The following is a 12,517-nucleotide window of genomic DNA, read 5'->3' as shown; positions in this document are numbered from 1 at the left end:
CGCGCCCATGCAGAGCATGGGCACGCTGATCAGGGCGATCAGAACAGAACGCGGCTGCGGATGGTGCCTTTGATCTGTTGCAGCTTGGCTTGTGCCAAATCCGAGTACTCGGCGTCGACGTCGATGACCACGTAACCGACTTTCTCGTTGGTCTGCAGGAACTGACCGGAGATGTTGATGCCGTTCTCGGCGAAGACCTTGTTGATCTCGCTGAGCACGCCCGGGATGTTCTCGTGGATGTGCAGCAGGCGATGCTTGCCAGGGTGAGCAGGCAAGGCCACTTCCGGGAAGTTGACCGACGACACCGAGGTACCGTTGTCGCTGTACTTGACCAGCTTTTCTGCGACTTCCAGACCGATGTTGGCCTGCGCTTCGGCAGTGGAACCACCGATGTGCGGGGTCAGGATCACGTTGTCCAGGCCACGCAGCGGGCTTTCGAAGATGTCGTCGTTCGAGCGTGGCTCGACCGGGAACACGTCGATTGCAGCGCCGATCAGGTGCTTGTCCTTGATCGCGTCGGCCAGGGCGTCCAGCTCAACGACTGTGCCGCGAGCCGCGTTGATCAGGATGCTGCCCTTTTTCATCGCGCGAATTTCTTTTTCGCCGATCATCCACTGGGTTTCCGAGGTTTCCGGCACGTGCAGGGTAACGATATCGGACATGCCCAGCAGCTCGTTCAGGCTGGACACCTGAGTCGCGTTGCCCAGTGGCAGCTTGGTCAGCGTGTCGTAGAAGTACACCTGCATGCCCAGGCCTTCGGCCAGCACCGACAGTTGCGTACCGATCGAGCCATAGCCAATGATGCCGAGTTTCTTGCCACGGATTTCGAAAGAGTTGGCCGCGCTTTTGATCCAGCCGCCACGGTGGCAGGAAGCGTTCTTCTCGGGGATACCGCGCAGCAGCAGGATGGCTTCGGCCAGTACCAGTTCGGCGACCGAACGGGTGTTGGAGTAGGGCGCATTGAACACTGCAATACCACGCTCACGCGCTGCATTGAGGTCAACCTGGTTGGTGCCGATGCAGAAGCAGCCGACGGCAACCAGTTTCTTGGCGCAATCGAACAGCTCTTCAGTCAACTGAGTGCGGGAGCGGATACCGATGAAGTGTGCGTCGGCGATCTTTTCTTTCAGTTCGGCTTCCGGCAGAGACTTGGTGTGGTACTCGATGCTGGTGTAGCCGGCTGCCTTGAGGACGTCGACAGCGGACTGATGGACGCCTTCGAGAAGAAGGAACTTGATCTTGCTCTTGTCGAGGGAAGTCTTGCTCATCTGCGTAAACCTGTGTCCCGAAGAAAATTGGCAGGGGGTGCCCGGTTCGGCTCTGGGCACGACTCACGGGGGGCGTATGCTAGCATATGAGCCCCGCGAAACCTCATCCCGTAACGTGAACCGTTCTCAGGATGCCCATGAATTGTTCGAGAGTTGAGTCCATGACTGATCGCGCTTTGATTGATGAGCTGCAGACCCTGGTTGACACCGGCAAGGTGCTGACCGATGCCGATTCTCTGCAGACTTACGGCAAGGACTGGACCAAACAATTCACCCCCGCGCCACTGGCTATCGTGTTTCCCAAAACCACCGAACAAGTGCAGGCGATCGTGCGCTGGGCCAATGATCGGCTCGTGGCGCTGGTGCCTTCGGGTGGACGAACCGGGCTTTCGGCGGCCGCGGTGGCTGCCAACGGTGAAGTGGTCGTCTCGTTCGATTACATGAATCAGGTGCTGGAGCTGAATCTGACCGACCGCACGGCAGTCTGCCAGCCCGGTGTGATCACTCGCCAGTTGCAGGCCCTGGCTGAAGAAAGCGGCCTTTATTACCCGGTCGACTTTGCCTCTTCGGGCTCCAGCCAGATCGGCGGCAATATCGGCACCAATGCCGGCGGGATAAAGGTCATTCGCTACGGTATGACCCGCAACTGGGTCGCGGGCCTGAAAGTGGTCACTGGCAAGGGTGATCTGCTGGAGCTGAACAAGGACCTGATCAAGAACGCCACCGGCTATGACCTGCGACAACTGTTCATCGGTGCCGAGGGCACGCTGGGTTTTGTTGTCGAAGCCACCATGCGCCTTGATCGTGCGCCGAAGAACCTCACCGCGATGGTGCTGGGCACCTCGGACTTCAACTCGATCATGCCGGTGCTGCATGCTTTTCACGGCAAGCTCGATCTGACGGCGTTCGAGTTCTTCTCCGACAAATCCTTCGCCCGCGTCATGGCGCGCGGTGACGTACCGTCGCCCTTCGACACGCCATGCCCGTTCTATGTATTGCTGGAGTTCGAGGCGACCACCGAAGACCTGGCTGATCAGGCGCTGGCGACCTTTGAGCATTGCGTGGAGCAGGGCTGGGTGCTGGACGGGGTGATGAGCCAGAGCGAACAGCAGTTGCGCAACCTGTGGAAGCTGCGCGAATACATATCCGAAACCATCTCGCACTTCACCCCGTACAAGAACGACATCTCGGTCACTGTCTCGAAAGTGCCGGAATTTCTGGCTGAAATCGATGCCATCGTCGCCAAGTACTATCCTGACTTCGAAGTGCTCTGGTACGGCCACATCGGCGACGGCAACCTGCACTTGAACATCCTCAAGCCCGAAAGCCTCGACAAGGACGAGTTCTTCGTCAAATGTGCGCAGGTCAACAAATGGGTATTTGAGACCGTGGAAAAGTACAACGGCTCGATTTCCGCCGAGCACGGGGTCGGGATGACCAAGCGCGACTATTTGACGTACAGTCGCTCGCCGGTCGAAATCGAATACATGAAAGCGTTGAAAGCGGTGTTCGACCCCAATGGCATCATGAATCCGGGGAAAATATTCGCCGTTTGATGCCTGTCGTATGGTGCATCGCCACGCTAAAACAGCCACACTTATCAGCCCCAGGAGACGTCATGAGCTACCAGCACAAATATGTCGATGGCACCAACATCCACTTCCCGCTGGGCAAGGTGGTTTGCATCGGCCGTAACTATGCCGAGCACGCCAAGGAGCTGGGCAACCCGGTGCCTACCGAGCCATTGCTGTTCATGAAGCCCGGCAGCGCAGTGGTTGCGCTGGAAGACAGTTTCACTATTCCGGCAGACCGCGGCTCGGTGCATTACGAAGCAGAGATCGTTGTTCTGATCGGCAAGCCCTTGAGCAAGAATCCGTCCCGTGAAGAAGTGCTCGACGCGATCAGCGGCTTTGCGCCCGGTCTGGACCTGACCCTGCGTGATGTCCAGTCGCGTCTGCGTGAGAAAGGCCTGCCGTGGGAGCTGGCCAAGTGCTTTGATGGCGCTGCAGTGATCCCGCCTTTCGTTCCGGCTGGCACCTTTACTGACCTGACAGATATCGGCATTCGTCTGACCATCAACGGCAAAGTGGTGCAGGACGGTAACAGCAGCCTGATGCTCAACCCGATTGTGCCGATGATCCAGCACATGGCAGCCAACTTCTCGTTGCAGGCCGGTGACCTGATCATGACCGGCACGCCTGCTGGCGTGGGGCCATTTGAGGCCGGTGACGAAATCGTCCTGGAGCTGGTTGGGCAGGCGCCGTTCAGCAGCGTCGTTCGCTAACTGCGCAGCCGCTTGCTGCAGTACCCAAAGCCACACGAGGTCATTCTCGGGTGGCTTTTGTTTATCCGGTGGTTGATAGTTCGGTCGATTTTGCGTTTTTTTCACACCTGCTCTGGATAATCCCGCCGACCCGTGCGGGCACCCATGTCGTCATGAAGTCTCATCTGCTCAGGAATACTTGAATGGCCCTTCCTGCCTCAACGCCCCCTCGCGCAAAAAAACGCTTCGCCTTCATACGCACACTGCGTTGGTATTCGTGGCTGCTGCTGGCTGTCGTGCTGGGCTATGGCCTGTCTCACATCATGCATTGGGATGATCGCGGGCTGCTTTGGCTCAAGGAACGGTTCGAGAGCAACGAAGAGCGCAGCGCAAGTATCTGGCTGCCGGACTATCACGTAGATATCGATGCCAAGGCGCTGCCGGGCATGGAAAAGGACGAGGCTTCTGATCTGTCCTACAGCCCGGCCACCAAAACGCTGTTTGCGGTCATGGGCAAGAATGCATTTCTGGTGGAGTTGACGCTCACGGGCGATGTATTGCGCAAGATTCCGCTGGTGGGCTGGAGCAATCCCGAGGGGGTTGCCGTCATGAATGACGGGTTGATCGCGATTACCGATGAGCGTCAGCACAAGCTGACCATCGTCAAGGTGACGGCCGATACCAGCACCCTGAACATCGCGGATTTCCCCCAGTACGAACTGGGCAAGTCTGCAAACCAGAACAAGGGTTTCGAAGGCATTGCCTGGGACCCGCGTCGCCAGCAGTTGCTGCTCGGTGAAGAACGTCCACCGGCGCTGTTCACCTGGCAAAGTAACGGCAGTGATGTGCTCAACGGCGACAAGCAGAAACTCCCGAACCGCTCTCTGGACATGCGCAACCTTTCCTCGCTGAGCATCGACCCGCGTACCGGCCACATGCTGGCGCTCTCTGCCGATTCGCATCTGTTGCTGGAAGTCGACGAACAGGGCGAGCAGGTGAGCTTCATGACCCTGCTGGGCGGTATGAATGGCTTGAAGAATACGATTCCACGCGCAGAAGGTGTTGCGCTGGATGAAGCCGGGACGTTGTACATGGTCAGCGAACCGAACCTGTTCTATTCGTTTCGCAAGCACTGAGCCAGGACGGCAGCCACATAGCTGATAATCAAATAGCACTGCGCCATTAAGTTTGCTTTCAGAATGGCGTGGTATCAATGCCGCCCGCTCAACCTGTCCGAGTCACCTCAATGCGTCGTTCTACCCGCTCTTTACTCCTGCTTCTGGCCCTTGTTCCGTTGGCGGTGCTGTTCATGCTCGCCAATGAGCGATACCGCTACGTGGAGCGCGTGCTGTTCGACTGGCAAGTGTTCTGGCAGTCCGACTCGCTCCATTCCATCGGGCTCGATCAGTATCGTGTCGTGACAGAAGAAAAGGTGATCGAGGGGCTTGAGGATGATGTTTCCGGCCTCAGCTACGACCCGGACCGCAAGAGCCTGTTCACGGTGACCAACCAGACCCCCGAACTGGTCGAGCTGAGCCTGGACGGTCGTGTGCTGCGGCGCATTCCGCTGGTTGGTTTCGGCGATGCCGAAGCTGTCGAATACATCAGCCCCGGCGTTTACGTCATCAGCGACGAGCGTCAACTGCGGCTGATTCAGATTCATGTGGATGACAGCACAAAAAGCCTGAACGCCGCCGATGCCGAGCAACTGACGCTGGGGATAAGTACCAGCGGCAATAAAGGCTATGAAGGGCTGGCTTATGACTCGGTCGGCAAGCGCCTGTTTGTCGCCAGGGAGCGAGATCCGGTGCAGATCATTGAGGTGCGTGGCTTTCCAAAGACTGATCAGCAGGCCCCCGGCAACCTGCAGGTCATTGCCAACAGCAAGCGCGATGGCCGACTTTCGGTTCGTGATCTTTCCAGCCTGCAATTCGATGAGATCAGCGGCCACCTGCTGGCCTTGTCCGATGAGTCGAAGCGGATTCTCGAACTTGACACCAGTGGTCACCCGATTGGCAGCAGCTCACTGGCAAAAGGGGCGATGGGCCTGAGCAAGGGCGTGCCGCAGGCTGAAGGGATGGCCATGGACGCAGAGGGAACGCTGTATCTGGTGAGCGAGCCGAACCTGTTTTACGTATTCCGCAAGCCTTGAGCCTGTGAGGTACATGCCCACCTTGCGTGGGCATGACCGGTTTTATCAGCGCTTCAGGGGCTTCACGCCTTCAGCAGTGCCGAGCAGCAGCAGATCAGCCGGGCGAGCGGCGAACAGGCCATTGGTGACCACGCCGACAATGGCGTTGATGCTCGCTTCCAGCTCCACCGGGTTGGTGATGCTCATGTTGTGCACATCAATGATGATATTGCCGTTGTCGGTCAGAACGCCCTCGCGATAGACCGGGTCGCCGCCCAGTTTGACCAGTTGGCGAGCTACGTGGCTGCGCGCCATCGGGATAACCTCGACCGGCAGCGGAAATGCGCCCAGCACCGGCACCAGCTTGCTGCCGTCGGCGATGCAGATAAAGGTCTTGGCCACTGCTGCGACGATTTTCTCGCGTGTCAGCGCCGCGCCGCCGCCCTTGATCAGGTTCAGATGCTCGTCGCTTTCATCGGCACCATCGACATAGAACTCCAGGTCGCTGACCGTGTTCAGCTCATAGACCGGAATGCCATGGCCCTTGAGGCGCGCGGCGGTGGCTTCCGAGCTGGCGACCGCGCCATCGAATGCCGCCTTGTGTTTAGCCAGTGCATCAATGAAGCAATTGGCCGTGGAGCCGGTGCCGACGCCCACAATGCTTTTGTCATCGAGCTTCGGAAGGATGAAGTCGACAGCTGCCTGGGCGACTGCCTGTTTGAGTTGATCCTGGGTCATGCGGGCTCCACGGTGCCTGATGTAGGTAAAAGAGGGGGTATGTAAAAAAGGCCCGCATTATAGCGGCGACTGCGCTGCAAAGCCCTGTCATTCGTATGGTCGTCTTTCGGCACGCAGGGTAGACTTCCCGACCTTGCCCGCTTCGTCAGTGATGCCGCCCCGATGCTCGAACACTACGTCAAGAAAATCCTCACCTCCCGCGTGTACGACGTGGCGGTCGAAACCCCGCTGCACGGCGCTCGCCAGCTGTCCGAGCGGCTGGGAAACCAGGTATTGCTCAAGCGCGAAGACCTCCAGCCGGTGTTCTCCTTCAAGATTCGCGGTGCGTACAACAAGCTGGCGCAATTGACCGCAGAAGAGGCCGCACGCGGCGTGGTCACGGCCTCGGCGGGCAATCACGCACAAGGCCTGGCACTGGCGGCACGCGAACTGGGCATTCTGGCGACCATCGTCATGCCGCGCACCACCCCGGAAATCAAGGTCGAAGGCGTGCGCTCGCGGGGCGCCACGGTGGTGCTGCACGGCGATTCATTCCCGGAAGCGCTGGCCTACTCGCTGAAACTGGTCGACGAACAGGGCTTCGTCTACATCCACCCGTATGACGACCCCGACACCATCGCCGGGCAAGGCACCGTGGCGATGGAGATTCTTCGTCAGCAGCCGGGGCAACTGGACGCTATCTTCGTACCGGTCGGTGGCGGCGGTTTGATCGCGGGTATCGCTGCGTACGTGAAATACCTGCGCCCGGAGATCAAGGTCATCGGTGTAGAGCCGGATGACTCCAACTGCCTGCAAGCGGCAATGGCCGCCGGGGAGCGCGTGGTGCTGAGCCAGGTCGGGCTGTTTGCCGATGGCGTGGCGGTCGCGCAGATCGGCCATCACACCTTCGAAGTGTGCCGCCATTATGTCGATGAAGTGATCACCGTCAGCACCGATGAAATATGTGCGGCGATCAAGGACATCTACGACGACACCCGTTCGATCACCGAGCCCTCCGGCGCGCTGGGCGTGGCCGGGATCAAGAAATACGTCGAGCAGCGCGGCGTCAGCGGCCAGACGCTGGTGGCGATTGATTCAGGGGCCAACGTCAATTTCGACCGCTTGCGTCACGTGGCCGAGCGCGCCGAACTGGGCGAAGGCCGCGAGGCGATCATTGCGGTGACCATCCCCGAACAACCGGGCAGCTTCAAGGCATTCTGCGAAGCTATCGGCAAACGGCAGATCACCGAATTCAATTACCGCTACCACACCGATCGTGAAGCGCACATCTTCGTCGGCGTGCAGACTCACCCGGAGAACGACCCGCGCAGCGCGCTGATCGCCAGCCTGACCGGGCAGGGTTTTCCGGTGCTGGACCTGACCGACAACGAACTGGCCAAACTGCACATCCGCCACATGGTCGGCGGGCATGCCGAGCGCGTCGACGATGAAGTGGTGCTGCGTTTCGAATTCCCGGAGCGGCCGGGCGCGCTGTTCAACTTCCTCAACCGCCTGGGCGGACGCTGGACCATCTCGATGTTCCATTACCGCAACCACGGCGCAGCAGACGGCCGTGTGGTCGCTGGTCTGGTAGTGCCGGAGGAAGAGCGGCATCTGGTGGGCGCAGCGCTGGACGAGATTGGTTACCCGTATTGGGACGAGAGCGAAAACCCGGCGTACCGGTTGTTTCTGGGCTGAGGACTTAGATACTCCCGTTCCTCACGCTCCGCTTCACAAGAGGACGCAGAGCGTCCCGAACGGCATGCGACGCAGAGCGTCGCACGATAGCGGTAACGTTATCCCTGACGACCCTCGTTCCTCACGCTCCAGCGTGGGTATGCAGCTCACGACGCTCTGCGTCGCAAGAGGACGCGGAGCGTCCAGATCGGCATGCCCACGCTAGCTCTTAAGGCGCGGCCCTTGTGTCCGCGCTGCTAAACTCACCCAAGCCCGATTCCAGAGGAACACCGCGTCATGGAACCCATCACCACCCTCAATACCTTGCACATCGTCGCCATTGCGCTGTTGTTGATCAGCGCGCTGGTGCTGGCCAGTGGGGTGGTCAAGGTGCGTCTTGAAGGCGACACGACCATTCAGAATCGCCTGCTCAAGCGGCCTTTGCTGTTTTTCTGGGTTCTTATGGGCGTGTGCCTGGCGACACTGCCATTCAGCGGCTGGTGGCTGGTGCATCTGAAAGGGTTGTCACTGGGCCAGACCTGGGTGCTGGGCAGCAGCGTGCTTTACACCCTGGGGCTGTGCAGTTGGGTGTGGCTGGTGGTAAGGCTCAACCGGTTGCGCCTCGGTGCCAGGGGCGGCAAGCGAGGTTTTACCCTGGCGCTGACTGTGATCAGCGTCGTGTGCTTTGTGGCGATGGCCGGTCTGATGGGCTTCAAACCGGCCTGAGTATTGCCGACACTCAGTTACGCAGGGTGATAACCGGCCAGCCGCGTCGCTCGGCTTCGGCACGCAATTTATCGTCCGGATCGACCGCAACCGGGTTGGCCACTTGCTCCAGCAGCGGCAGGTCGTTCATCGAGTCGCTGTAGAAATAGCTGTCCTTGAGGCTGAACGCGTTATCTTCCAGCCACTGATCGAGGCGTGTCACCTTGCCCTCACGGAAGCACGGAACGCCCGTAGTACGGCCTGTGTAACGTCCATCAACCATCTCGCATTCAGTTGCCAGCAGTGTATCGATGCCCAGCCGCGCCACAATCGGTGCGGTCACAAAGCGATTGGTGGCGGTAATGACCACCAGCTTGTCGCCTGCGTCGCGGTGTTTGGCGATCAATTCCAGCGCCTTGGGCAGCATGATCGGCTCGATGCAGTCGCGCATGAAGTCGCGGTGCCATTCCTCCAGTTGCGCCATATCAGTGTTGCCCAGAATCTCCAGGGTAAAATTCAGGTAGTCGGTCATGTTCAGCGTGCCGGCCAGGTAATCCTGATAGAACTCGTCGTTGCGGGTCTTGTAGGTTGCGGCATCGAGGATCCCGCGTCGGCACAGATAATCGCCCCAGGCATGGTCACTGTCGCCGCCCAGAAGCGTGTTGTCGAGGTCGAATAAAGCCAGACGCATAGGGTTACTCGCTGAAATAGTTGAAAAAAGAGTCCCAGAATACGAGGTTTTCACAAGTCTTCACATAAGGTGATAAGCCTCGTTGCTGGTTTGATCGCCTTTGTGGAACAATGCGGCGACATGCGTTTGCGAGGTTGTTGCCGTGATCGACCCCGATGGTTTCCGTCCTAATGTCGGGATTATTCTGACAAACGATGCTGGTCAGGTCCTATGGGCTCGGCGTATTAACCAGGATGCCTGGCAGTTTCCTCAGGGTGGAATCAACCCGCAGGAGACGCCGGAAGACGCGCTTTATCGTGAATTGAATGAAGAAGTCGGGCTGGAACGACATGATGTGCAAATACTTGCCTGCACTCGGGGCTGGTTGCGCTATCGTCTGCCGCAACGCCTGGTCCGTACGCACAGCCAGCCGCTGTGTATCGGCCAGAAGCAAAAATGGTTTCTCCTGCGCCTGATCTCAAACGAGCAGCGGGTGCGGATGGATTTGACCGGTAAACCGGAGTTCGATGGCTGGCGCTGGGTCAGTTATTGGTACCCGTTAGGCCAGGTGGTGACATTCAAGCGCGAGGTGTATCGACGCGCACTCAAAGAGCTTGCCCCGCGCCTGTTATCGCGCGACTGACACGGAGTTCGACCCCGAGCCATGCTCAATACGCTGCGCAAGATCGTCCAGGAAGTTAACTCCGCCAAGGATCTCAAGGCGGCGTTGGGCATTATTGTGTTACGCGTCAAGGAGGCCATGGGCAGCCAGGTCTGCTCGGTCTATCTGCTCGATGCCGAGGTCAACCGCTTTGTGCTGATGGCCTCCGAAGGTCTCAACAAGCGCTCCATCGGCAAAGTCAGCATGGCGCCGAATGAAGGTCTTGTCGGTCTGGTCGGCACGCGTGAAGAACCGCTGAACCTCGAAAACGCCGCAGATCACCCTCGTTATCGCTATTTTGCCGAGACCGGTGAAGAGCGTTACGCCTCGTTCCTGGGCGCGCCGATCATCCACCACCGTCGCGTGGTGGGGGTGTTGGTGATCCAGCAAAAGGAGCGTCGTCAGTTCGACGAGGGCGAAGAAGCCTTCCTGGTGACCATGAGCGCGCAACTGGCGGGCGTTATCGCGCATGCCGAAGCGACCGGCTCGATCCGCGGTCTGGGTCGTCAGGGCAAGGGCATTCAGGAAGCCAAGTTTGTCGGTGTGGCCGGTTCGCCGGGTGCTGCGGTCGGTGTCGCGGTGGTCATGCTGCCGCCTGCCGATCTGGAGGTGGTGCCGGATAAGACCGTCACTGACATCGCCGCCGAGCTGGCGTTGTTCCAGAACGCTCTGGAAGGCGTGCGCAATGACATGCGCACCCTGTCAGCCAAGCTCGCCACCCAGCTGCGCCCCGAAGAGCGCGCGCTGTTCGATGTTTACCTGATGATGCTCGATGACGCCTCGCTGGGCAGCGAAGTGACCGATGTCATCAAGACCGGCCAGTGGGCGCAGGGTGCCTTGCGCTCGGTGGTCAGCGAGCACGTCAAACGATTCGAACTGATGGACGATGCCTACTTGCGCGAGCGAGCCTCGGACGTCAAGGACCTGGGCCGTCGCCTGCTGGCCTACCTGCAGGAAGCGCGGCAGCAGGCGCTGGTCTACCCCGACAACACGATTCTGGTCAGTGAAGAATTGACCCCGGCCATGCTGGGCGAGGTGCCGGAAGGCAAGCTGGTGGGTCTTGTATCGGTTCAGGGTTCCGGCAACTCCCACGTTGCGATCCTGGCGCGGGCCATGGGCATTCCCACGGTCATGGGGCTGGTGGACTTCCCTTACTCCAAGGTCGACGGCATCGATCTGGTGGTCGACGGTTATCACGGCGAAGTCTTCACCAACCCCAGCGAAATCATGCGCAAGCAGTTCGGCAAGGTGGTCGAGGAGGAGCGCCAGCTTTCCCAGGGCCTGGATGCCTTGCGCGAACTGCCTTGCGTGACCCTGGACGGCCATCGCATGCCGCTGTGGGTCAATACCGGCCTGCTGGCTGATGTCGCTCGCGCCCAGCAGCGCGGTGCCGAAGGGGTGGGGCTGTACCGTACCGAAGTGCCATTCATGATCAACCAGCGTTTTCCGAGTGAAAAGGAACAGCTGGCGATCTACCGCGAGCAACTGGCCGCCTTCCATCCACTGCCAGTTACCATGCGCAGCCTGGACATCGGTGGCGACAAGTCGCTGTCCTACTTCCCGATCAAGGAAGACAACCCGTTCCTCGGCTGGCGCGGTATTCGCGTCACCCTCGACCACCCGGAAATCTTCCTGGTCCAGACCCGCGCCATGCTCAAAGCCAGCGAGGGCCTGAACAACCTGCGCATTCTGTTGCCGATGATCTCCAGCACCCACGAAGTGGAAGAAGCGCTGCACCTGATCCACCGGGCGTGGGGCGAGGTGCGCGACGAAGGCACCGACGTGCCGATGCCGCCTGTGGGCGTGATGATCGAAGTGCCAGCCGCGGTCTACCAGACCCGCGATCTGGCGCGTCAGGTGGACTTCCTCTCGGTCGGCTCCAACGACCTGACCCAATACCTGCTGGCGGTCGACCGCAACAACCCGCGTGTGGCCGATCTTTATGATTACCTGCACCCGGCAGTGCTCCAGGCCCTGCAAAGCGTGGTGCGTGATGCCCACGCCGAGGGCAAGCCGGTCAGCATCTGCGGCGAGATGGCCGGCGACCCGGCAGCAGCCGTGCTGCTTATGGCGATGGGCTTTGACAGCTTGTCGATGAACGCCACCAACCTGCCGAAAGTGAAGTGGATGCTGCGTCAGATCAACCTCAGCAAGGCCAAGGAACTGCTTGCGCAGTTGATGACCAACGACAACCCGCAAGTCATCAGCAGCTCCCTGCAACTGGCGCTGAAAAACCTCGGCCTGTCGCGGATGATCAACCCGAGCTCGGTCAAAGGGCACTAAGCGCCACGATAGTTACAGAACTATCGTTCCTCACGTTCCAGCGTAGGAATGCCTTGCGTGACGCTCCGCGTCACAAATCTGCGCCGCACCGCCCGCTCAAGATCGGACGCAGAGCGTCCAGAACTGCATGCGACGCAGAGCG

Annotated in this window: 11 protein-coding genes; 8 read left to right on the top strand and 3 right to left on the bottom strand. The window is 59.6% G+C overall.

Translation table 11 applies throughout. The features are described 5' to 3' along the window. Positions 1–38: 38 nt before the first annotated feature. Complete coding sequence (serA, locus tag RYC17_RS23115; protein ID WP_002555754.1) at positions 39–1,268, bottom strand: phosphoglycerate dehydrogenase; 1,230 nt, start codon at positions 1,266–1,268, stop codon at positions 39–41. 161 nt (positions 1,269–1,429) lie between these two features. Between serA and RYC17_RS23110 the strand changes: the two genes are divergently transcribed. The 4 genes from RYC17_RS23110 (at position 1,430) to RYC17_RS23095 (ending at position 5,683) form a co-directional block, all read left to right on the top strand. Beyond that, positions 1,430–2,824: an FAD-binding oxidoreductase gene (locus RYC17_RS23110; RefSeq protein ID WP_193601294.1), complete on the top strand. Its 1,395-nt coding sequence runs from the start codon at positions 1,430–1,432 to the stop codon at positions 2,822–2,824. Positions 2,825–2,886: 62 nt separating this feature from the next. Further along, positions 2,887–3,552, top strand: a complete 666-nt coding sequence (locus RYC17_RS23105; RefSeq protein ID WP_058400082.1) for a fumarylacetoacetate hydrolase family protein — start codon at positions 2,887–2,889, stop codon at positions 3,550–3,552. A gap of 182 nt (positions 3,553–3,734) precedes the next feature. Further along, positions 3,735–4,667: an SdiA-regulated domain-containing protein gene (locus RYC17_RS23100; RefSeq protein WP_122280901.1), complete on the top strand. Its 933-nt coding sequence runs from the start codon at positions 3,735–3,737 to the stop codon at positions 4,665–4,667. Between the two features lie 110 nt (positions 4,668–4,777). Beyond that, on the top strand, positions 4,778–5,683 hold the full coding sequence (locus RYC17_RS23095; protein ID WP_193601295.1) for an SdiA-regulated domain-containing protein: 906 nt from the start codon (positions 4,778–4,780) through the stop codon (positions 5,681–5,683). A 45-nt stretch (positions 5,684–5,728) separates the two neighbouring features. On the opposite strand, the gene rpiA is transcribed toward RYC17_RS23095, so the two are convergent. Next, entirely contained in the window at positions 5,729–6,400 is a 672-nt protein-coding gene (gene rpiA, locus RYC17_RS23090; RefSeq protein WP_058400085.1) for a ribose-5-phosphate isomerase RpiA, read from the bottom strand. A 162-nt stretch (positions 6,401–6,562) separates the two neighbouring features. Between rpiA and ilvA the strand changes: the two genes are divergently transcribed. After that, positions 6,563–8,077 carry a threonine ammonia-lyase, biosynthetic gene (ilvA, locus tag RYC17_RS23085; protein ID WP_122258811.1) on the top strand — a complete coding sequence of 505 codons (1,515 nt, stop codon included), beginning with the start codon at positions 6,563–6,565 and terminating at the stop codon, positions 8,075–8,077. Between the two features lie 276 nt (positions 8,078–8,353). Then, positions 8,354–8,782 carry a DUF2269 family protein gene (locus RYC17_RS23080; protein WP_058402565.1) on the top strand — a complete coding sequence of 143 codons (429 nt, stop codon included), beginning with the start codon at positions 8,354–8,356 and terminating at the stop codon, positions 8,780–8,782. A 13-nt stretch (positions 8,783–8,795) separates the two neighbouring features. On the opposite strand, the gene RYC17_RS23075 is transcribed toward RYC17_RS23080, so the two are convergent. Next, positions 8,796–9,452, bottom strand: a complete 657-nt coding sequence (locus RYC17_RS23075; RefSeq protein WP_122258812.1) for an HAD family hydrolase — start codon at positions 9,450–9,452, stop codon at positions 8,796–8,798. A 142-nt stretch (positions 9,453–9,594) separates the two neighbouring features. Here RYC17_RS23075 and RYC17_RS23070 point away from each other — a divergent pair, with 142 nt between their 5' ends. Then, positions 9,595–10,074, top strand: a complete 480-nt coding sequence (locus RYC17_RS23070; protein WP_002555745.1) for an RNA pyrophosphohydrolase — start codon at positions 9,595–9,597, stop codon at positions 10,072–10,074. 21 nt (positions 10,075–10,095) lie between these two features. Beyond that, a complete protein-coding gene (gene ptsP, locus RYC17_RS23065) occupies positions 10,096–12,375 on the top strand; it encodes a phosphoenolpyruvate--protein phosphotransferase (protein WP_002555744.1) in 2,280 nt (759 codons plus the stop codon). The last annotated feature ends 142 nt before the right edge of the window (positions 12,376–12,517 follow it).

Origin of the sequence: Pseudomonas syringae group sp. J248-6 (genome assembly GCF_032586995.1) — a bacterium.
Lineage (GTDB): Bacteria > Pseudomonadota > Gammaproteobacteria > Pseudomonadales > Pseudomonadaceae > Aquipseudomonas > Aquipseudomonas amygdali.
This window is presented reverse-complemented; position numbering and strand designations above follow the sequence as displayed.

Bases quoted from the DNA above. Each gene is read 5' to 3' on its own strand.
- serA (WP_002555754.1), bottom strand. From the start codon at position 1,268: ATGAGCAAGACTTCCCTCGACAAGAGCAAGATCAAGTTCCTTCTTCTC.
- RYC17_RS23110 (WP_193601294.1), top strand. From the start codon at position 1,430: ATGACTGATCGCGCTTTGATTGATGAGCTGCAGACCCTGGTTGACACC.
- RYC17_RS23105 (WP_058400082.1), top strand. From the start codon at position 2,887: ATGAGCTACCAGCACAAATATGTCGATGGCACCAACATCCACTTCCCG.
- RYC17_RS23100 (WP_122280901.1), top strand. From the start codon at position 3,735: ATGGCCCTTCCTGCCTCAACGCCCCCTCGCGCAAAAAAACGCTTCGCC.
- RYC17_RS23095 (WP_193601295.1), top strand. From the start codon at position 4,778: ATGCGTCGTTCTACCCGCTCTTTACTCCTGCTTCTGGCCCTTGTTCCG.
- rpiA (WP_058400085.1), bottom strand. From the start codon at position 6,400: ATGACCCAGGATCAACTCAAACAGGCAGTCGCCCAGGCAGCTGTCGAC.
- ilvA (WP_122258811.1), top strand. From the start codon at position 6,563: ATGCTCGAACACTACGTCAAGAAAATCCTCACCTCCCGCGTGTACGAC.
- RYC17_RS23080 (WP_058402565.1), top strand. From the start codon at position 8,354: ATGGAACCCATCACCACCCTCAATACCTTGCACATCGTCGCCATTGCG.
- RYC17_RS23075 (WP_122258812.1), bottom strand. From the start codon at position 9,452: ATGCGTCTGGCTTTATTCGACCTCGACAACACGCTTCTGGGCGGCGAC.
- ptsP (WP_002555744.1), top strand. From the start codon at position 10,096: ATGCTCAATACGCTGCGCAAGATCGTCCAGGAAGTTAACTCCGCCAAG.